This window comes from Pseudomonas sp. BN417, assembly GCF_029871205.1.
Lineage (GTDB): Bacteria > Pseudomonadota > Gammaproteobacteria > Pseudomonadales > Pseudomonadaceae > Metapseudomonas.
Genome location: NZ_SSOJ01000067.1, coordinates 51,258 through 71,994, shown reverse-complemented (window position 1 = coordinate 71,994; position 20,737 = coordinate 51,258). Strand labels below are relative to the sequence as shown.

At 65.1% G+C, this 20,737-nt stretch carries 17 protein-coding genes; 10 read left to right on the top strand and 7 right to left on the bottom strand.

Annotated features, from left to right (window positions below):
• The first annotated feature begins 18 nt into the window (after positions 1-18).
• The 3 genes from E8F11_RS06890 (at position 19) to E8F11_RS06880 (ending at position 3,904) form a co-directional block, all read left to right on the top strand.
• Positions 19-1,323, top strand: coding sequence for a urate hydroxylase PuuD (locus E8F11_RS06890; RefSeq protein ID WP_280288093.1), 1,305 nt, complete (start codon positions 19-21; stop codon positions 1,321-1,323).
• 194 nt (positions 1,324-1,517) lie between these two features.
• Positions 1,518-2,864, top strand: a complete 1,347-nt coding sequence (locus tag E8F11_RS06885) for a nucleobase:cation symporter-2 family protein (RefSeq protein WP_280288092.1) — start codon at positions 1,518-1,520, stop codon at positions 2,862-2,864.
• A 188-nt stretch (positions 2,865-3,052) separates the two neighbouring features.
• A complete protein-coding gene (locus tag E8F11_RS06880; protein WP_280288091.1) occupies positions 3,053-3,904 on the top strand; it encodes a nucleoside-binding protein in 852 nt (283 codons plus the stop codon).
• Positions 3,905-4,130: 226 nt separating this feature from the next.
• On the opposite strand, the gene E8F11_RS06875 is transcribed toward E8F11_RS06880, so the two are convergent.
• From E8F11_RS06875 to moaA, 5 genes are all read right to left on the bottom strand, one after another.
• Positions 4,131-4,940 carry an outer membrane protein OmpK gene (locus E8F11_RS06875; RefSeq protein WP_280288090.1) on the bottom strand — a complete coding sequence of 270 codons (810 nt, stop codon included), beginning with the start codon at positions 4,938-4,940 and terminating at the stop codon, positions 4,131-4,133.
• 122 nt (positions 4,941-5,062) lie between these two features.
• Entirely contained in the window at positions 5,063-5,326 is a 264-nt protein-coding gene (locus tag E8F11_RS06870; protein WP_280288089.1) for a hypothetical protein, read from the bottom strand.
• A gap of 254 nt (positions 5,327-5,580) precedes the next feature.
• Positions 5,581-6,399, bottom strand: a complete 819-nt coding sequence (locus E8F11_RS06865; protein ID WP_280288088.1) for a transporter substrate-binding domain-containing protein — start codon at positions 6,397-6,399, stop codon at positions 5,581-5,583.
• 116 nt (positions 6,400-6,515) lie between these two features.
• Positions 6,516-7,874 carry an 8-oxoguanine deaminase gene (locus E8F11_RS06860; RefSeq protein WP_280288087.1) on the bottom strand — a complete coding sequence of 453 codons (1,359 nt, stop codon included), beginning with the start codon at positions 7,872-7,874 and terminating at the stop codon, positions 6,516-6,518.
• Between the two features lie 122 nt (positions 7,875-7,996).
• Positions 7,997-8,992, bottom strand: a complete 996-nt coding sequence (moaA, locus tag E8F11_RS06855; protein WP_280288086.1) for a GTP 3',8-cyclase MoaA — start codon at positions 8,990-8,992, stop codon at positions 7,997-7,999.
• Positions 8,993-9,192: 200 nt separating this feature from the next.
• Between moaA and E8F11_RS06850 the strand changes: the two genes are divergently transcribed.
• Positions 9,193-9,822: a TetR/AcrR family transcriptional regulator gene (locus E8F11_RS06850; protein ID WP_280288085.1), complete on the top strand. Its 630-nt coding sequence runs from the start codon at positions 9,193-9,195 to the stop codon at positions 9,820-9,822.
• A 180-nt stretch (positions 9,823-10,002) separates the two neighbouring features.
• On the opposite strand, the gene E8F11_RS06845 is transcribed toward E8F11_RS06850, so the two are convergent.
• Positions 10,003-10,440 carry a heme-binding protein gene (locus E8F11_RS06845; RefSeq protein ID WP_280288084.1) on the bottom strand — a complete coding sequence of 146 codons (438 nt, stop codon included), beginning with the start codon at positions 10,438-10,440 and terminating at the stop codon, positions 10,003-10,005.
• A 361-nt stretch (positions 10,441-10,801) separates the two neighbouring features.
• On the opposite strand from E8F11_RS06845, the gene gcl reads away from it, so the two are divergent.
• The 6 genes from gcl to E8F11_RS06815 all read left to right on the top strand — a co-directional run bounded on the left by gcl (position 10,802) and on the right by E8F11_RS06815 (position 18,353).
• Positions 10,802-12,577, top strand: a complete 1,776-nt coding sequence (gene gcl / locus E8F11_RS06840; RefSeq protein ID WP_280288083.1) for a glyoxylate carboligase — start codon at positions 10,802-10,804, stop codon at positions 12,575-12,577.
• An 87-nt stretch (positions 12,578-12,664) separates the two neighbouring features.
• Positions 12,665-13,447: a hydroxypyruvate isomerase gene (gene hyi, locus E8F11_RS06835; protein ID WP_280288082.1), complete on the top strand. Its 783-nt coding sequence runs from the start codon at positions 12,665-12,667 to the stop codon at positions 13,445-13,447.
• 11 nt (positions 13,448-13,458) lie between these two features.
• Complete coding sequence (locus E8F11_RS06830; protein ID WP_280288081.1) at positions 13,459-14,349, top strand: 2-hydroxy-3-oxopropionate reductase; 891 nt, start codon at positions 13,459-13,461, stop codon at positions 14,347-14,349.
• 263 nt (positions 14,350-14,612) lie between these two features.
• Entirely contained in the window at positions 14,613-15,893 is a 1,281-nt protein-coding gene (locus E8F11_RS06825) for a glycerate kinase (RefSeq protein ID WP_280288080.1), read from the top strand.
• Positions 15,883-17,298 carry a pyruvate kinase gene (gene pyk / locus E8F11_RS06820; RefSeq protein ID WP_280288079.1) on the top strand — a complete coding sequence of 472 codons (1,416 nt, stop codon included), beginning with the start codon at positions 15,883-15,885 and terminating at the stop codon, positions 17,296-17,298. Before E8F11_RS06825 ends, pyk begins: the two co-directional genes overlap by 11 nt.
• 143 nt (positions 17,299-17,441) lie before the next feature.
• Positions 17,442-18,353, top strand: coding sequence for an urea transporter (locus E8F11_RS06815; RefSeq protein ID WP_280288078.1), 912 nt, complete (start codon positions 17,442-17,444; stop codon positions 18,351-18,353).
• 151 nt (positions 18,354-18,504) lie between these two features.
• Here the strand turns inward: E8F11_RS06815 and E8F11_RS06810 are convergent, their stop codons facing one another.
• Positions 18,505-20,568 carry a FimV/HubP family polar landmark protein gene (locus E8F11_RS06810; protein WP_348529759.1) on the bottom strand — a complete coding sequence of 688 codons (2,064 nt, stop codon included), beginning with the start codon at positions 20,566-20,568 and terminating at the stop codon, positions 18,505-18,507.
• Positions 20,569-20,737 lie beyond the last annotated feature (169 nt).

The window sequence follows — 20,737 nt, the reverse complement described above, 5'->3', positions numbered from 1 at the left end:
CGGGAAGAGGTACCTACTGTGGAAGCACATCTGACCGAATGGCTGAACCTCAGCATCCGCTGGGTTCACATGATCACCGGCATCGCCTGGATCGGCGCATCCTTCTATTTCGTGTGGCTGGAGAACAACCTCAATCGCGCCAACCCGCGCGACGGGCTGTCGGGTGACCTCTGGGCCATCCACGGTGGCGGCATCTACCACCTGGAGAAATACAAGCTCGCTCCGCCGAAAATGCCGGACAACCTGCACTGGTTCAAATGGGAAGCCTATTTCACCTGGTTGTCGGGCGTCGCCCTGCTGACCGTGGTGTTCTACCTGAACCCGACCCTGTACCTGATCGCACCCGGCGTGGACATCTCCCCGGCCGCGGCCGTCGCCATCGGCATCGGCTCGCTGATCGCCGGCTGGTTCATCTACGACTTCCTCTGCGATTCGCCGCTGGGCAAGACCCCCGCCCTGCTCGGCCTGGTGCTCTTCGTGCTGATCGTCGGCGCTTCCTGGGCCTTCACCCAGGTGTTCAGTGGCCGTGGTTCCTATATCCACGTCGGCGCGCTGATCGGCACCATCATGGTCGGCAACGTGTTCCGCATCATCATGCCGGCCCAGCGTGCCCTGGTTAAGGCCATCGAAGAGAACCGCACCCCGGACCCGGTACTGCCGGCCAAGGGCCTGCTGCGTTCGCGCCACAACAACTACTTCACCCTGCCGGTGCTGTTCATCATGATCAGCAACCACTTCCCGAGCACCTACGGCAGCCAGTACAACTGGCTGATCCTGGCCGGGATCGCGGTGATCGCGGTGCTGGTGCGCCACTACTTCAACACCCGCCACGACAGCAACAAGTTCGCCTGGACCCTGCCGGCCGGCGCCCTGGGCATGATCTGCCTCGCCTTTGTCACCGCGCCGAACTACAAGGCCGCCGAACCGAGCCTGGCCGTGGAGCCCGCCCACCAGGAACACGCCGCTCCCGCCGCCAGCAGCGCCGCTGCCCCGGCCGCCGAGCAGGCCGCTGCTCCGGCACAGCCGGCGGCAGCCGCCCCGGCCCAGGCCGGCAACGGTTCCGCCAGCTACGAAAAGGTCCATAGCGTCATCCAGGAACGCTGCGCCGTCTGCCATTCCGCCAAGCCCACCAGCCCGATGTTCACCTCGGCACCGGGCGGCGTGATGCTCGACACTCCGCAGCAGATCCAGATGCTCGCGCCGAAGATCCAGGCCCAGGCAGTCGCCAGCCAGATCATGCCGCTGGGCAACATCACCCAGATGACCCAGGAAGAGCGTGACCTGATCGGTCGCTGGATCGCCCAGGGCGCCAAGACCAACTAGCAAGACCACGACGGGCCCTGACCCCAAGCAGGGCCCGTTTTTCCAAGCCTGCCCCCAGGCGGGCTTTTTTCTTCCGCGCAGTACCCAGGCCGGATGTCCGCACCCGGCCCGCAACATGACGACCCGGCAAGCCGCACCCACGAGGTGCGGCATTGCCAAGCGACTTACAAAAACAAAAGCGCCAGAGGTGTTGCATGACCACTCCGACAGGGCGGGATACCGCCCTTCCGCCCGCTGACCAGCGCCTACCCCTGCTGCAACTGCTGCTCGTCGGTATCCAGCATGTCCTGCTGATGTACGGTGGCGCCGTCGCCGTACCCCTGATCGTCGGCCAGGCCGCCGGTCTCTCCCGCGAAGAAATCGCCTTCCTGATCAACGCCGACCTGCTGGTCGCCGGCATCGCCACCGTGGTTCAGTCCATGGGGATAGGTCCGGTGGGCATCCGCATGCCGGTGATGATGGGAGCCAGCTTCGCCGCCGTCGGCAGCATGGTGGTGATGGCCGGGATGCCCGGCGTCGGCCTGCAGGGGATCTTTGGCGCCACCATCGCCGCCGGCTTCTTCGGCCTGCTGATCGCGCCCTTCATGTCGCGCATCGTGCGCTTCTTCCCGCCGCTGGTGACCGGGACCGTGATCACCTCCATCGGCCTCACCCTCTTCCCGGTGGCCGTCAATTGGGCAGGCGGCGGCAGCAAGGCCGCACAGTTCGGCGCCCTGGAATACCTGGCCATCGCGGCCCTGGTGCTGGGCGTGATCCTGCTGGTGAACCGCTTCCTCAAGGGCTTCTGGGTGAATGTCTCGGTGCTGATCGGCATGGCCCTGGGCTACGCCGTGGCGGGCGCCTGCGGCATGGTCAACCTCGATGGGCTGGACCAGACGCCCTGGTTCCAGGTGGTCGAGCCCATGCATTTCGGCATGCCCAGGTTCGAGCTGGCCTCGGTGCTGTCCATGTGCCTGGTGGTGGTGATCATCTTCGTCGAGTCCACCGGCATGTTCCTCGCCCTGGGCAAGATCACCGGTCGCGAAGTCTGCCCCAACGCCCTGCGCCGCGGCCTGCTGTGCGACGCCGGTGCGTCCTTCCTGGCGGGCTTCTTCAATACCTTCACCCACTCTTCCTTCGCCCAGAACATCGGCCTGGTGCAGATGACCGGCGTGCGCAGTCGCTACGTGACCGTGGCCGCGGGGAGCTTCCTGATCGTCCTCAGCCTGTTGCCCAAGGCTGCTTTCATGGTGGCCTCGATCCCGCCGGCAGTGCTCGGCGGCGCCGGACTCGCCATGTTCGGCATGGTGGCCGCCACCGGCATCAAGATCCTCCATGAAGCCGACATCAGCGACCGCCGCAACCAGTTGCTGGTGGCCGTGAGCATCGGCATGGGCATGGCCCCGGTGGTACGCCCCGAGTTCTTCGCCCACCTGCCCCACTGGATGGAGCCCATCACCCACAGTGGCATCGCCATGGCCACGGTCAGCGCCCTCACCCTGAACCTGCTGTTCAACATCCTCGGTGAGAAGGACCGAAGCCGACACTGCGTCGCCCACTGATCCTGTTCGCTCCCACCCGGCCGTACCCATGAGGTCCGTCCGGGACTCCATAGCCCGCCCACCCGGCGGGCTCTTTTAAACCTGCCCCAGGTATCGGGCCGTGCCCCGCGCACGGCCATTCCGGCCGCGTGGAGACTCCGTGCAGGTCTCGGCGTGTTTTCAGAAGTACAACAAGAAGGAAAACCTGAATGCTTCGCTACCACAGCCTGGCGCTTGGCGCCGCTTTGATCGCCGCCAGCCCGGCCGGCTTTGCCGCTGAACAGGGCAAGGTCTTCGAATGGATGAACAACAGTGTCGGCTTCCGCTACGGCCAGCAGTTCACCAACCCGAACAACCCGGACAAGTTCGCCAAACGCATCTACAGCTTCACCCACGCTGACGGCTACCGTTACGGCAGCAACTTCTTCAACCTGGATGTGTTCCTTTCCGACAGCCGCGATCCGCGCAAGGGCACCGACCACGGCGGCAGTGAGGTCTACGCGGTCTACCGGCACCAGCTCTATGCCTCGCGGGTGTTCGACCAGCCGCTGGGCACCGGCCTGGTGAAGGACTACGCCTTCAGCTTCGGCTTCGACGCCAACCGCAACAACAACCGCGCTTCGGCCAAGAAGCGCGCCCTGGTGTTCGGCCCGACGCTGAAGTTCAACGGCGCCGGCGTCCTCGACCTGAGCCTGATGTACTACCGCGAGAAGAACCATTCGGGCATCCCGGGCGCCAAGCACCCGGACCACACCTTCGACGCCACCTACATGGTCAACCTGACCTGGCTGAAACCCTTCCAGCTCGGCGAGCACGACGCCAAGTTCCAGGGCTTCGTCAACTACGTCGGGGAAAAGGGCGAGGACTATTTCGACAAGGACACCGCCCCCGAGACCCTGATGCGCACCTCGCTGATGGTCGCCGCCATGCCCGGCGCCAGGCGCAAGCCGAACCTCTGGTTCGGCGTCGGCTACGAGTACTGGCACAACAAGTTCGGCGTGGACGGCGGCCGCGGCAGCCGCACCTCGACGCCGACGGTTAACCTGGAATTCACCTTCTGATCCCTGGCTGGCCGCAAAGCAGCCTGGCCCTTGTGGGGGCGAATTCATTCGCAAAGGGTCGCGCAGCGGCCCCCAGGCATTGACCCAGGGCAGGCCTGCGGCCTGCTCAGCGAATGAATTCGCCCCCACAAAAGAGCAGCAAGATCGTGCCATGGACTGGCTCCCCTCCCCTTCTAACCGTGGGGAAGGCGCGGTGCGCCCTCCCCCGGTCTTTTTCCCGATGGGATCAGAAGTGCACCTTGACCAGCAGGCTGGCGGTGTTCTGGTCGGTGCCGTCGAGAATCTCGTCGCCGAGGAAGCTCTCGCTGTCGATACCGTACTTGTCCTTCCAGTAGTCGTACTCGAAGCCGACGTACAGCTGCTTCTCACCCCAACCCATGGACTTGCCCAGGTCGTATTTGATCTGCGGATTGAAGTGCAGGTTGGCGTGGTAGGTGCCGCGGCTGTTCTCGTCGTTGTCCACCACCCAGTCCATGAAGCCGTCGATCAGGATGTCGGAGTTGCCGACCGGGATGGTGTAGCTCCATACCGGGGTGATCTGCCAGACGTTGTCGCCGGGGCGGCTGCCATCGGTGGTGCGGTTGTAGAAGTTGACCTGGAAATAGTCGAAGCCGGGGATGGCAAGGTCGAAGCCCGGGCCGATCAGGTAGGACTCGACGTCACCCTCGCCGAACTCGTAGGTCATGGCCAGCAGCACGTCGGTCACCGGGCCGAACTGGATCTTCTGGTTGAAGATCTTGCCCAGCGACAGGCGCGGCTGGAATTCGCCGTAGTAGGTGTTGTCGCCGACCAGGGCGTCCTTGTCACCGTTGTAGAAGATCTTGTCGAGGAAGAAGAAGTTATCGCCGTACTTCCAGCCGTCGGCGTGCTCGAAGGTCACCGTCTGCTGGATCTCGGGGTTGATCTTGTAGTTCTGGCCGTAGAGGTAGCTCAGGCTGTTGTTCTGCCAGAACAGCAGGTCGCCGGCCAGCGCCTGGCCGCCCGCCAGCAGACCGGTCGAAAGGGCGAGAAAGTGCGGCAGATACTTGGGCTTCATGGTTTTTCCTTGTTGTAGTGGGTTTCAGGTTTTTCCGCCCCGCACCCACCCGAAGCCCGCCCCGGTATCGGGGCAGGCGTTCAGGCAGGCTCGGGGCTGGAGTGGGTTTCGCGCGCCGGGCGTCAGCGGCCAAGGCCGGGGCTGATCGGGCGAGCGCGACCGGACGGGCTGTCTTCAGCGTTGCGCTGTTCGGCTACGTCCAGGGGGTTGTGCGGGACCTCGGTCATCGAGGCCTCGGCATAGGAATCAAGGTAATCGCCTGCGACGTGCTCGGTCGGGAGCAGGCTCTCCGGCAGGATGGCGAACGGGGATGCCATGGAGCCTCGAGCGTCGTCCAGGCCGTAGACGAGGTCGGAGCGAGCCCCATAGATATCGGATGAACTCATGGGTAAAGCCTGCCTATTGTTTTTGTAGGTCGTGGGCTTAAGGGTGCTTCTGGACACCCCATGTAGTTACTTCGCCAGAAAAACTGATCCAGCGGTCAGGTTTTTCTGACTATATACACGCTGTGAACATCGCTAACAACAGTTTTTTGCAGAATTGTGTACAAAATGCCGAGCTGAAATTCTCCCCCTGGCAGCTGCAGCCCTCTGCTCCCAGGGTGCCGGCCCGCCTGGCGCAAGACCTTCCGCGAGGGTAATCAGGGCTGGCCCTTTTCCTTCTGCCGCTTGAGGAAATCGACCTTCCACTGCTCCATCCCGAGGTACTCGGAATCCAGATTGGCCTCCACCTGGTAGCGCGCCTTGAGGGCGTCCACCTCCGCCCTGTGCTCGGCGAGGAAGCGGTCGAAGCGCGCGATCAGTTCCGGGTACTTGAGGCTGGAAAGATTGAACGTACCGCGGGTGTGCGGCAGCTTCGGGTCGAACACCAGGGCGCCGGGGCGTGCGCGGATGTTGTCGAGGTAGTAGGTAGCGACCACCACGTTGTAGTAGGCGCCATCGGCCTGTTGCTTCATCGCCTGCTTGACCATCTGGCCCAGGTCGGCGCTGCGCACCACCTGGGTCTGGCCGGCACCGATGCGGTCCTGGTAGGTCCAGGGCGTCCAGCCATCCACCACCGCCAGCCGGGCCAGCTGATCGATGCCCTTGCCCTGCTGCGTGGGCGCCACCAGCACGCCATCGACGTAGTGCACCACCGGCTGGCTGTAGGCGATGCCCTTGCCGCCCTTGAGGTCGCCGGCCCAATTGGGACTGTCCGGGTACTTGAAGTCGATGCTGCCGTTGAGCAGGTGCTGGGTCAGCTGGTTGACCGGCAGCGGCTGGTACTGGATATCAAGCCCGGCGTCACGGGCGAACAGGTCGAGCAGGTCGCGGGCGAAGCCCTGGTACTCGCCCTGGTCGCTGATCCAGTAGTGGGGCTGGAAGGATTGCTTCTCGACGCCGACAACATAGGTCTGGGCCAGGGCACAATCGACGGACAGCAGGCCGGCAGCCAGCCAGCCGAAAACCTGAGGTTTCATTACCTTCTCCTTGTTCTCGTGTGAGGTGAACTTTCTGTAGGAGCGAGCTTGCTCGCGATGCTTTCGCGAGCAAGCTCGCTCCTACAGGGGACCTGTCCGGCCGTTGGGTTCGAGCGCTACTCGCCCTCTACCAACTGCCGCGCCAACTGGTTGTGGCGCTCCAGCACCCGCGGCAGGTCCACCGTCACCAGCTGGCCGTCGCGGACCACCACCTTGCCGTTGATCACGCTGGTGGACACATGGGTCGGGGTGCAGAACACCAGCGCCGCCAGCGGATCGTGCAAAGCACCGGCATAGGCGATATGGCCGAGGTCGAAGGCGACGAAGTCAGCGACCATGCCCGGCGCCAGGGCGCCGATATCGTTGCGGTTGAGTACCTTGGCGCCGCCCAGGGTGGCGATCTCCAGGGCCTCGCGCGCGGTCATGGCGTCGGGGCCGAAACCGACCCGCTGCAGCAGCAGCGCCTGGCGCACTTCGCCGATCATGCTCGCGCCGTCGTTGGAGGCCGAGCCGTCCACGCCCAACCCCACCGGCACGCCGGCGTCGCGCATGCGCCGCACTGGCGCTATGCCCGAGGCCAGGCGCATGTTCGAGCAAGGGCAATGAGCTACGCCGGTACCGGTGCGGGCGAACAGCTCGATGCCATGCTCGTCCAGCTGCACGCAGTGGGCATGCCAGACGTCATGGCCGACCCAGCCCAGGTCCTCGGCGTATTCGGCCGGGGTCATGCCGAACTTCTCGCGGCTGTAGGCAATGTCGTTGACGTTCTCCGCCAGGTGGGTATGCAGCGATACGCCGTAGTTGCGTGCCAGCACCGCGGCTTCGCGCATCAGGTCGCGGCTCACCGAGAACGGCGAACACGGCGCCACCACCACCCGCAGCATCGAGCCGTGGGAGGCGTCGTGGTAATCCTCGATCAGGCGCTGGGATTCCTTGAGGATGTCGGCTTCCTTCTCCACCACCGAATCGGGCGGCAGGCCGCCCTGGCTGCGGCCGACGCTCATGCTGCCGCGCGCGGCGTGGAAGCGCATGCCGATCTCGCCGGCGGCGTGGATGCTGTCGTCCAGCTTGCAGCCGTTGGGGTAGATGTACAGGTGGTCACTGGAGGTGGTGCAGCCGGACAGGATCAGTTCGGCCATGGCGGTCTGGGTGGAGACATGGATCATCTCCGGGGTCAGCCGTGCCCAGATCGGGTAGAGGTTGGTCAGCCAGTTGAACAGCTCGCCATCCTGGGCCGCCGGCACCACGCGGGTGAGGCTCTGGTACATGTGGTGGTGGGTGTTGACCAGGCCGGGGATGACGACCTTGCCTTTGAGGTCCAGCACCTCGTCTGCCGTCTGTGGCAGTTCGGCGCTCGGCCCGACCTGGACGATCCGGTTGTCCTCGATGTACATCCCGCCCTGCCGGATTTCACGGCGCTGGCCGTCCATGGTCACCAGCAGGTCGGCGTTCTTCACCAAGAGTGTCTTAGCCATTCGGGGCTCCTTGTGGGGTGCGCCACGCGCACCGTTCGTTATGCGGACAGGGGTTTCGGTGCGCACGGCGCACCCTACGAAAGACGAATTCGCAGATTCAGTTGAAAGATCGCGGGGGGCCGTCAGCCGCCGGTCATGCTCATGAAACGGACTACTTGCACTTGTTCGGCAGCATCGAAGTAGTGCCGCTCCGGCTTGAGCCTGAGGGCCTCGATCAACGCCGCGCGCAGTCGCTGGCCATCTCCGGGATGGCGGCGGATCAGAGCCTTGAGGTCCAGCGCGCCCTCGTGACCGAGGCAGAGCACCAGCTTGCCTTCGGCGGTGACGCGCACGCGGTTGCAGTCGCCGCAGAAGTTGCGGCTGTGGGGTGAGATGAAGCCGACCTGGGTGTCGCTGCCGATCACCTGCCAGTAGCGTGACGGGCCGCCGGTACGGTGACTGCTGGGCAGCAGCCGGAAGCGTTGCTCGATCCGTTCGCGCACCTCCTCCGAGGTACAAAGGGTAACCTTGCGCTCGTGGCTGGAGATGCTGCCCAGCGGCATCTCCTCGATGAAGCTGATATCCAGGCCACGCTCCACCGCGAAGGCCACCAGGTCCTGCACCTCGTCGTCGTTGCGGCCCTTCTGCACCACGGTGTTCAGCTTGATCCGGCGAAAGCCCGCGGCGCGCGCGGCATCGATGCCGGCCAGTACCTGGTCGAGGCGGTCGCGACGGGTGAAGGCGGCGAAACGGTCGCGCTGCAGGGAATCGAGGCTGATATTCAGGCGGGTGACGCCGGCTTCGCGCAACTCGGCGGCCATGTGCCCGAGTTGGGAGCCGTTGCTGGTGATGGCCAGGTCTTCCAGCTCATTGCGCTTGCCCAGGCGGGTCAGCAGGGAGGTCAGCCCCTTGCGCACCAGCGGCTCGCCGCCGGTGATGCGAATGCGGGTGACCCCGAGTCCGATGAAGGCATCGGCCACGGCGTAAAGTTCTTCCAGACTGAGGATCTGCGCCCGGGGAGCGAAGACCATGTCTTCGCTCATGCAATAGGTGCAACGGAAGTCGCAACGGTCGGTGACCGAGAGACGCAGATAGGAAATTCGACGCCCGAAAGGGTCGAGCAAGTGGTTGTCTTGCATGGTGAAGCCTGCCGCAGCACGCACCGGTCAGGACACCGGCGACATGGACGGATGCCGAATGGAAACAGAAACGTCTTGTTTTGTATACAGGAAATTCATCCAGTGGCTCGCTTGAGAGCGCCGCGAACCCGATGCTAACATGCCCGACCTCTCGCCAGCCGGCCTTTCTGGCGCCCTGGCGAGCCAAACAAGGAGCCGATGTGAGCAGCATTCGCGAGCGCAACAGAGACCTGATCCTGCGCGCGGCCAGCGAGGAATTCGCCGACAAGGGGTTCGCCGCCACCAAGACGAGCGACATCGCGGCCAAGGCTGGCCTGCCCAAGCCCAATGTCTACTACTACTTCAAGTCGAAGGAAAACCTCTACCGCGAGGTGCTGGAGAGCATCGTCGAGCCGCTGTTGCAGGCCTCCGCGCCCTTCAACCAGGCCGGCCACCCGTTCGAGGTGCTCACCGCCTACATCCGCTCGAAGATCCGCATCTCCCGCGAACTGCCCTACGCCTCCAAGGTGTTCGCCAGCGAGATCATGCACGGCGCGCCACACCTTTCCCCCGAGCAGACCGCGCAGCTGAACGAACAGGCCAAGCACAACATCGAGTGCATCCAGCGCTGGATAGACCAGGGCCTGATGGCCAAGGTCGACCCCCACCACCTGCTGTTCAGCATCTGGGCCGCGACCCAGACCTACGCCGACTTCGACTGGCAGATCTCCACCGTCACCGGCAAGGCCAGCCTCAGCGACGCCGACTACGATGCCGCTGCGGAAACCATCATCCGCCTGGTGATCAAGGGCTGCGAAGTGGAAGAGAAGCCCCAGGCCAAGAGCGCCTGAGGCCGACCCGCTCCCACAAGATTCTCTGGCACCCTCAGCGGGCAGTCCTTCGGACTGCCTGGCGAATGAATTCGCCCCTACAGAAAACGTTTTCGCCCCCACAAGGTAGGCGCCGGCTGGCACCAACCCTGTGGGGGCGAATTCATTCGCTGAGGGCTGCGCAGCAGCCCCCTTCAGCCATCACGCCGCGCCGGCATCCGCCTTCAGGCCGGCCGCTTCCACGGCGCTCACCGCGCACTGCTCGTCGATATCCGAGGTATCGCCGCTGATACCGACGGCGCCGATCACCTGTCCCTGGGCATCGCGAATCAGTACACCACCCGGCGCCGGCACCAGATTGCCGTCGGCCAGGTTGTTCACCGCGCCAATGAAGGCCGGGCGCTGTTGCGCGTCGGCGGCGATCAGGCGCGAGCCCTTGCCCAGGGCCACGGCGCCCCACGCCTTGCCGATGGCGATCTGCGGCCGAAGCATGCTGGCGCCGTCCTGGCGCTGCAGGGTGATCAGGTGGCCGCCTGCATCCAGCACGGCGATGGTCAGCGGCGCCGTGCGCATTTCCCGACCAGTGGCCAGGGCGTGGTTGGAAATGCTCACAGCGGTTTCCAGGGTCAGAGTGGTCATTTTCAAGCGTTCCTCGTGAGTGGTTGAACCTTGTGCGGCGTCGTCCGGGCCAGAGTCAGTGCACTCCTGCGGCCATGCGGGCGTTTTCCAGCCCGTCCTGCGATGCGTCTGAAAGCTGTAGCTCACTATCCCACCGAACACAAAAAAATCAACAGATAGATACAATCACATTATTTTTTGTATACATTAGTGTCGTCGGCATCCTGACCATCCCTGGAGAGGCCCGTGAAACGGGCGTTTTAAAAGAGTCGCTGCCCTGCGACCTTTAGCCTCACAAATGGCCTTGACCCTTCAGTCAGCTGCTGAATAGAATCCAGCCACGTAGCTTGTATACAATTCTCACAAGAAAGAGGCACAAAACATGGCCAAAATGAGAGCAATCGAGGCCGCCGTCCTGGTGATGCGCCGCGAAGGCATCGACACCGCGTTCGGCATCCCCGGCGCCGCCATCAACCCGCTGTACGCGGCCCTGAACAAGATCGGCGGCATTGACCATGTACTGGCCCGTCACGTCGAAGGCGCCTCGCACATGGCCGAGGGCTACACCCGCACCAACCCGGGCAACATCGGCGTCTGCATCGGCACCTCCGGTCCTGCCGGCACCGACATGGTCACCGGCCTGTACTCGGCGTCCGCCGACTCCATCCCGATCCTCTGCATCACCGGCCAGGCCCCGCGTGCACGCCTGCACAAGGAAGACTTCCAGGCCGTCGATATCACCAGCATCGTCAAGCCGGTGACCAAGTGGGCGACCACCGTCCTGGAGCCGGGCCAAGTGCCCTACGCCTTCCAGAAGGCCTTCTATGAAATGCGCAGCGGCCGTCCCGGCCCGGTGCTGATCGACCTGCCGTTCGACGTGCAGATGGCCGAGATCGAATTCGACATCGACGCCTACCAACCGCTGCCGGTCCACAAGCCGTCCGCCAGCCGCATCCAGGCCGAGAAAGCCCTGGCCATGCTGAACGACGCCGAGCGTCCGCTGCTGGTCGCCGGTGGCGGCATCATCAACGCCGACGCCTCGGCCAAGCTGGTGGAGTTCGCCGAACTGACCGGCGTACCGGTCATCCCGACCCTGATGGGCTGGGGCACCATTCCCGATGACCACCCGCTGATGGCCGGCATGTGCGGTCTGCAGACTTCGCACCGCTACGGCAACGCCACGATGCTGGAATCCGACCTGGTCTTCGGCATCGGCAACCGCTGGGCCAACCGCCACACCGGCTCCGTTGACGTCTACACCCAAGGCCGCCGCTTCATCCACGTGGACATCGAACCGACCCAGATCGGCCGTGTGTTCACCCCGGATCTAGGCATCGTTTCCGACGCCGGCTCGGCCCTGGACGCCTTCCTCGAAGTCGCCCGCGAGTGGAAGGCCGCCGGCAAGCTGAAGGACCGCAGCGCCTGGGTCGAAGCCTGCCGCGAGCGCAAGCGCACCCTGCAGCGCAAGACCCACTTCGACAACGTGCCGGTCAAGCCGCAGCGCGTGTACGAAGAGATGAACGAGTTCTTCGGCAAGGACACCTGCTACGTCAGCACCATCGGCCTGTCGCAAATCGCCGGCGCGCAGTTCCTGCACGTCTACAAGCCGCGCCACTGGATCAACTGCGGCCAGGCGGGCCCACTGGGCTGGACCGTTCCGGCAGCCCTGGGCGTGGTCAAGGCCGACCCGACCCGTCCGGTCGTGGCGCTGTCCGGCGACTATGACTTCCAGTTCATGATCGAAGAACTGGCCGTGGGTGCGCAGTTCAACCTGCCCTACATCCACGTGCTGGTGAACAACTCCTACCTGGGCCTGATCCGCCAGGCGCAGCGCGGCTTCGAGATCGACTTCTGCGTGCAGCTGTCCTTCGAGAACGTCAACGCACCGGAACTCAACGGCTACGGCGTCGACCACGTCGCGGTGGTCGAGGGCCTGGGTTGCAAGGCGATCCGCGTGCACGACGCCAACGACCTGCAAGCCGCTTTCGCCAAGGCCAAGCAGCTGATGGAAGAGTTCCGCGTACCGGTGGTGGTCGAGGTCATCCTGGAGCGTGTCACCAACATCTCCATGGGTACCGAGATCAACGCGATCAACGAGTTCGAGGAACTGGCCCAGAGCGGCGCCGACGCCCCGACCGCCATCTCGCTGCTGGACTGACTGACACCCCTCTCCTGTTCGTGGCAGGAGAGGGGCTTCACCTCCCCTCTTCCGCTTGCGGGAGCGAGGAACAAGAAGGAGACATTCATGCCCCGTTTTGCTGCCAACCTCTCCATGCTGTTCACCGAAGTGGACTTCCTGGACCGTTTCGCCGCTGCCGCCGAAGCCGGCTTCAGCGGTGTCGAATACCTCTTCCCCTACGATTTTCCGGTAGAGGAAATCCGTGCCCGCCTGGACGCCAACAATCTGCAGCAGGTGCTGTTCAACCTGCCCGCCGGTGACTGGGGCAAGGGCGAGCGTGGCATCGCCTGCCACCCCGACCGCGTGGCAGAGTTCCGCGCCGGCGTGGACAAGGCCATCGCCTACGCCAAGGTACTGGGCAATACCCAGATCAACTGCCTGGCCGGCATCCGTCCGCAAGGCCATGACTGCGCGACCATCGAGCAGACCTTCGTCGAGAACCTCAAGTTCGCCGCCGAGAAGCTCGAGGCCGCCGGCATCAAGCTGGTGATGGAAGCCATCAACACCCGCGACATCCCCGGCTTCTACCTGAACAACACCAGGCAGGCCCTGGCCATCCGCGAAAAGGTCGGCAGTGCCAACCTGTTCCTGCAGTACGACATCTACCACATGCAGATCATGGAAGGAGACCTGGCGCGCACCGTCGAGTCCAACCTCGCCGCGATCAACCATGTGCAGCTCGCCGACAACCCGGGCCGCAACGAGCCGGGCACCGGTGAGATCAACTACCGCTTCCTCTTCGAGCACCTGGACCGCATCGGCTACCAGGGCTGGATCGGCTGTGAATACAAGCCGGCTACCACCACCGTTGCTGGCCTTGGCTGGCTGAAGACGCACAACGCAATCTGAGGACAAATCCCATGGCAAAAATCGGATTCATCGGCACCGGCATCATGGGCAAGCCCATGGCTCAGAACCTGCAGAAGGCCGGCCACACCCTGTTCTTCTCCGAGCATTTCGACAAGGCGCCGGCTGATCTGCTGGGCGACAACGGCGTTGGCCTGGCCAACCCGAAAGAGGTTGCCCAGGAAGCCGAGTTCATCATCATCATGGTTCCGGACACCCCCCAGGTCGAAGACGTGCTGTTCCGCAAGGACGGCGTTGTCGAAGGCGTTGGCGCCGGCAAAGTCGTGATCGACATGAGCTCCATCTCCCCGTCCGCCACCAAGGCCTTCGCCGAGAAGATCAAGGCCACCGGCGCCGCCTACCTGGACGCCCCGGTATCCGGCGGTGAAGTGGGCGCCAAGGCCGCGACCCTGAGCATCATGGTCGGTGGCTGCCCGAACGCCTTCGAACGCGCCCTGCCGCTGTTCCAGGCCATGGGCAAGAACATCACCCGCGTGGGTGCCAACGGTGACGGCCAGACCGCCAAGGTGGCCAACCAGATCATCGTCGCCCTGAACATCCAGGCCGTCGCCGAAGCCCTGCTGTTCGCCGCCAGGAACGGCGCCGACCCGGCCAAGGTGCGCGAAGCCCTGATGGGTGGCTTCGCCGGCTCCAAGATCCTGGAAGTCCATGGCGAGCGTATGATCAAGGGCACCTTCGATCCGGGCTTCCGCATCAGCCTGCACCAGAAGGACCTGAACCTGGCCCTGTCCGGCGCCCGCGAGCTGGGCCTGAACCTGCCGAACACCGCCAACGCCCAGCAAGTGTTCAGCACCTGCGCAGCCATCGGCGGCAGCAACTGGGACCACTCCGCGCTGATCAAGGGCCTGGAGCACATGGCCAACTTCTCGATTCGCGAGGAGTGATGTTTCGTAGGGCGGGTTGAGCGTCAGCGCTGCCCATCGATCCGGCAGCTCCCGCGATGGCCGGCGCCCGCTCCACCCGCCCTACGACCCCCTTCGACCCTCCTGGTCCGCGGTGACACGGCGCCAAGGACCAGGAAGGTCGATTCCAGTCCCGAGCCTCTGCGCGCGCGGCGGTTCGGGACTGAAATCGGCCACATACGCCCGGCGACGCCGCTCGCCGGCACGCCGCCCCACAACAAGAATCCAGACACCTGGAGTGTGCCATGTCCCTCGACCCCAAAGCCTTCCTGGGCGACCTGTTCGCCACCGCCATCGCCGCTGCCCACCCGCGCCAGGTCCTGGCCGACCACCTGCCCGCCGATCGTTCCGGCCGCGTCATCGTCATCGGCGCCGGCAAGGCTGCCGCGGCCATGGCCGAAGTGATCGAACGTGAATGGCAGGGCGAGATTTCCGGCCTGGTGGTGACCCGCTACGGCCATGGCGCCGACTGCCGGAAGATCGAAGTGGTGGAAGCCGCGCACCCGGTGCCCGACGCCGCCGGCCTGGAAACCGCCCAGCGCGTGCTGAAGCTGGTCAGCGGCCTCAGCGAATCCGATCGGGTCATCTTCCTCCTCTCCGGCGGCGGCTCCTCCCTGCTGGCCCTGCCCGCCGAGGGCCTGACCCTCAAGGACAAGCAGGCGATCAACAAGGCCCTGCTGAAATCCGGCGCCTCCATTTCCGAGATGAACTGCGTGCGCAAGCATCTCTCGGCGATCAAGGGCGGCCGCCTGGCCAAGGCCTGCTGGCCGGCCACCGTCTACACCTACGCGATCTCCGACGTGCCCGGCGACGAGGCCACCGTGATCGCCTCCGGCCCCACAGTGGCCGACCCGACCACCTCCGCCGAAGCTCTGGCCATCCTCGCCCGCTACGCAATCGAGATCCCGGCCCATGTGCGCGCCTGGCTGCAGGACCCGCGCTCGGAAACCGTCAAGCCGGGTGACCCCTGCCTCGCCCGCAGCCACTTCCAGCTGATCGCCACGCCGCAGCAATCCCTCGACGCCGCCGCCGAGAAGGTACGCGCCGCCGGATTGACCCCGCTGATCCTCGGCGACCTGGAGGGTGAATCCCGCGAAGTGGCCAAGGTCCACGCCGGTATCGCCCGCCAGATGGTGCTGCATGGCCAGCCGATCAAGCCTCCCTGCGTGATCCTCTCCGGCGGCGAGACCACCGTTACCGTGCGCGGCAACGGCCGTGGCGGGCGCAACGCCGAGTTCCTGCTGAGCCTGACCAATACCCTGAAAGGCCTGCCGGGCGTCTATGCCCTGGCCGGCGACACCGACGGCATCGACGGTTCGGAGGACAATGCCGGCGCCATCATGACCCCGTGCAGCTACGCCCGCGCCACCAAACAAGGTCTTTCGTCCAGCGATGAGCTGGACAACAACAACGGATACGGGTATTTCGCCGCCCTCGGCGATCTCATCGTCACCGAACCGACCCGTACCAATGTGAACGACTTCCGCGCCATCCTGATTCTCGAGAGCCCTGAAAATGACGCCTGACAAGAAAGTAAAAATCCTCGCCACCCTCGGCCCGGCGATCAAGGGCATCGACGACATCCGCCAACTGGTGGAGGCCGGCGTCAACCTGTTCCGCCTGAACTTCAGCCACGGCGAGCACGCCGACCACGCCCAGCGTTACCAGTGGGTGCGCGAGGTGGAGCGCCAGCTGAACTACCCCATCGGCATCCTGATGGACCTGCAGGGCCCGAAACTGCGCGTCGGCCGTTTCGCCGACGGCAAGGTCAACCTCGAGCGGGGCCAGGCCTTCCGCCTGGACCTGGACAACACGCCCGGCGACGCGCGCCGGGTCAACCTGCCCCACCCGGAAATCATCGCGGCCCTGGAGCCGGGGATGAACCTGCTGCTGGATGACGGCCGCCTGCGCTTGCAGGTGATCGCCAAGCAGGCCGACGGCGTCGATACCCAGGTGGTGGCCGGCGGCGAGCTGTCCGACCGCAAGGGCGTCAACGTGCCGGAGGCCGTGCTGCAACTCAGCCCGCTGACCGCCAAGGACCGCCGCGACCTGGACTTCGGCCTGGAGCTGGGCGTGGACTGGGTGGCGCTGTCCTTCGTGCAGCGCCCGGAAGACATAGTCGAGGCCCGCGAGCTGATCCAGGGCCGCGCCTTCCTCATGGCGAAGATCGAGAAGCCTTCCGCCGTCGTGCACCTGGAAGAGATCGCCCGCCTCTGCGACGCCATCATGGTCGCCCGTGGCGACCTGGGCGTGGAAGTGCCGGCGGAGAACGTGCCGCGCATCCAGAAGGACATCATCCGCACCTGCCGCCAGCTCGGCCGGCCGGTGGTGGTGGCGACCCAGATGCTGGAATCCATGCGCTTCTCCCCGGCCCCGACCCGTGCCGAGGTGACCGACGTCGCCAACGCCGTGGCCGAAGGCACCGATGCGGTGATGCTCTCCGCCGAGACCGCCTCCGGCGACTACCCGCTGGAAACCGTGCAGATGATGAGCAAGATCATCCGCCAGGTGGAGAACGGCCCCGACTTCCAGAGCCAGCTCGACGTCAGCCGCCCGCAGGCCGAAGCCACCGCCTCGGACGCCATCAGCTGCGCCATCCGCCGCATCAGCGGCATCCTGCCGGTGGCCGCCCTGGTGAACTACACCGAGTCCGGCAGCTCCAGCCTGCGCGCGTCTCGCGAGCGGCCGAAGGCACCGATCCTCAGCCTGACGCCAAACCTCCACACCGCGCGTCGCCTGACTGTGGCCTGGGGCATCTATTCGGTCGTCAATGAACGCCTGCACAAGGTCGAGGAGGTCACCAGCACCGCGCTGGAGATTGCCCAGGCCCAAGGCATGGCCAAGCGTGGCGATACCGTGGTGATCACCGCCGGCGTGCCTTTCGGCCAGCCGGGCACTACCAACAGCCTGCGAATCGAAACCCTGAATTGATATGAAACGTCCGGAGCGACGGGGTCCATAGAGAACCCACGCTCCCCGCACCGGCCGCGATGCCGGGCGGAAAAGAAATCCCATCTGGCCACCGCCAGTTAATCGGCGCCCTCTCACCAGGGCGCTTCTTTTTTTGAACTGCCATGCAACGACTGCCACTACGACCCGAAGTCCGTAGCTGGGCCTCCGCCCAACTGAACGGCTTCAGCCAGATCTTCCTCCAGCGCCACCCCGGATGCGGCGCGTTGATCCTGCTCGCCATCGCCATCGGCGCCCCGGACCTGCTGGGCGGCGCCCTGCTCGGCGGTGCGGTCGGCTGGCTCACGGCGGTGCGCCGGCGCTACGCCCGTGAGGACATAGAGGCCGGCCTCTACGGCTACAACGGCGTGCTCCTGGGCCTCCTGCTCAGCGTCCGCTTCGAGCTCTCGCTCTACCTCGCCCTGCTGATCATCTGTGCCAGCGGCCTGTCCAGCCTGCTGCTCAATCCATTGCTGAAAGCCGTGCGCCAGCGCAGCTGGCTGCCGGCCTACACCTCTCCCTTCGTCGCTCTCGGCTGGCTGCTGCTGGCCCTCGGCGGCCCGCTGGAACTGTTGCCCTCCTTCGCCCCGGCCGCGGCGCCGCTGCAGGCGGGTTGGATCGACACGCCGCTGGCGGTGGTGCGAGGTATCGGCCAAGTGATCTTCCTCGACCAGCCACTGGCCGGCGCCTGCGTGTTGGCCGCCCTCTTCCTCGCCGGTTGGCGGACGGCGCTCTGGGCACTTCTGGGCTCGGCCACCGCCCTGGCCCTGGCGTCGCTCATGGGCATGCCGATGCAGGCGGTGCTGGGTGGGCTGTTCAGCCTCAATGGCGCACTGATAGCCCTGGCCCTGGGCAAGGACTTCCGCCGCCCCTGGTGCGCGTTGGCGGGCATATTGCTGGGTGTCGTACTGCAGCCAGGATTTGCCCTGATCGGCCTGCCGGCCATGACCGCGCCCTTCATCCTCGCCTGCTGGCTGGTGCTGGCCGCCAAGCGGATGATGGGACTGGCGCAGCCGGCGGCATCGCGGTCGCTGTAGGAATCGCCAGAACGTAGCCCGGATGAAATCCGGGAATCACCGCACCACCCTCCCGGATTGCATCCGGGCTACGAAATTGCCTGCAACTCTGCACCGCCCCAAAAAGAAAGCCCGGACCAGGTCCGGGCTTTTTCATTCGGGCTGAAGCCGCTCAGGCGATCTTCGCCAGCAGGTCACGCGCTTCCTGTTTCTGCTGGTCGTCGCCTTCGCTGATCACCTCGTTGAGGATGCTGCAGGCCGCCTCGATATTGCCCTGTTCGATATAGGCGAGCGCCAGGTTGAGCTTGATGAGGTTTTCCTTGCGGGCATCCAGCTTGTCCAGTTCTTCCAGGCTGACCAGGGGGTCGACGAATTCCGCGGTGAATTCGTCCAGGGTTTCGGCCTGGGACAGTTCGGGCAGTTCGCCGAAGGGCGTCAGGGTGTCGGCGTCCAGGGTCAGCTCGAAGACCTCCGGCAGTTCCTGGAGGTTGGCGGGAAAGCCGATATCCTCTTCCACGGTCGGGAAGGCCTGGACAACGGCAGCCTTGCGCTTGGGCTCGGCAGTCTTGAAGGGGCTGACCTGTTCCCAGTCGGCATCCATTGGATAGCCGTCGAAGTCGGACTGCCGGCTATCGATGGGCTCGTTGCTTACCTCGATCGGCGAGAGTTCATCCAGCACGAAGACGGGCTCGGCCGGAGTACTGGCCGGGCCGACTTCGGCATAGCGTGCACGGATCGCCGCGATGCACTCTTCGTCGGCTTGCAGGTCACGCAGCGCGGCTTCTTCGTGGGCAAAGGCCGCCGAGTCGCGCAGTTCGCCCAGGACTTCCAGCAGGCGATAGCGCAGTTCCAGGCGCTTTGGCTCCTGGTCGATGGCCGGGCGCAGTACGCCCAAGGCTTCACGCCAGCGACCGTAGGCGATGTAGATGTTGGCGCCTTCCAGGGCGTCGTGGCTGGCCTTGACGGCAGGAGCCGGCACGAGTTGCAGCGCAACCGCCGGCCTGACGGTGGCCGGCACCAGTTCCGGCTTGGCCGGGGTGACGGGCTGAAGGTGAGCCTGGCGATGCTGGAAGGCCACCTTGGCCTTGCCGGTGGTCTGGGCCTCTTCCAGCTCCTGCTGTTGGTTCTCCTGGCGGGAGCGGCGCAGCAGGACCCAGTCCAGGATGAACAGCAGGACCAGGCCGGTCGACATGATTACCCACCAGAACGGACTGATACCGGACTGACCAGCCTGGGCCGGTGCCAACTGCTCGGTGGCCTGGGCGGCCGGGATCAGGGCCAGCACCGGCTCAGGCTTGGCTTGCGGAGCTTCGCTGATCGGTGCGGCGACCGGCTCGGCGGTGATGTTCTGGACCTGGGCCTGCAACTCGGTCATCTCGCGATCACTGCCGCTCAATTGCTGCTGCATGGACTCCAGGCGCGCCTGCAGTTCGGCGATGTCTTGACGTAGCTGTGCGCGCTCGGCTTCGCCCTGCTCCAGGCTGGAGTCTACCCGCTGCTGGGCCTGGGTCAGCTCGGTCAGGCTCGGACCAGCGGCGACCGGGGCCGGCGCCTCGATTGGAGCAGCGGCTGGTGCGACTGGAGCGGCAGGGACTTCGGCAACGGCAATTTCATCCGGCAACAGCAGCGACTGGCCCACATGCAGGCGATTGATGTCGCCACCGGGGAAGGCCTGGGCATTCAGGGCCTGGATGCCATCCAGCACTTGTTGCTGGGTCATGCCGCTGCCGGCGCTGAGGCGCTTGGCGATCAGCCAGAGGCTGTCGCCCCGTGCAACCTGGTAATGCTTGCCTTGCGTGGCTGCGGGCGCGGGTTTGGGTTGTACCGGAGCCTGGCTCCTGGTTGCGACGGGAACGGCGCGAGCGGGGCTGACCGGTGCGGCGCTGGCGGTATAGGCGGCGGATCCCGGCGGGTCCAGCAACAGGGTGTACTCGCGCAGCAGCTTGCCGTTGGGGCGGGCCACTTCGACGATGAAATTCAGGTAAGGCTCGAGGACCGGCTTATTGGATACCACGCGGATATGGCTGCTGGAGCCACGGATAACCGGGCTGAAGCGCAGGTCGTTGAGGAAGATGAAGCGATCGACGTCGGCACGCTCGAAGGCGTCGGCCGAGGCCAGGCTGACCTTGACTTCGCTGTTGTCGAGGTCGCCGACCTCGAGCAGTTCGATCTGGGCATCCAGTGGCTGGTTGAGGGCGGAGTGCAGGGAGATTTCGCCTAGCCCCAAGGCTGGCACCAGGCCTGAATAGAATGCAGAGCCTGACGCAAGCGTCAGAAGGAGCCTGTGAACCCTCGCCATACGTCCTCCCCGGCCATCCGTACCCACGAGTTGCACCCCCGATGTCCCGCCCGGGCATCCTCGAGGCGACGCGAAATACGTTGACCTTAAAACAGCAATAATAGCG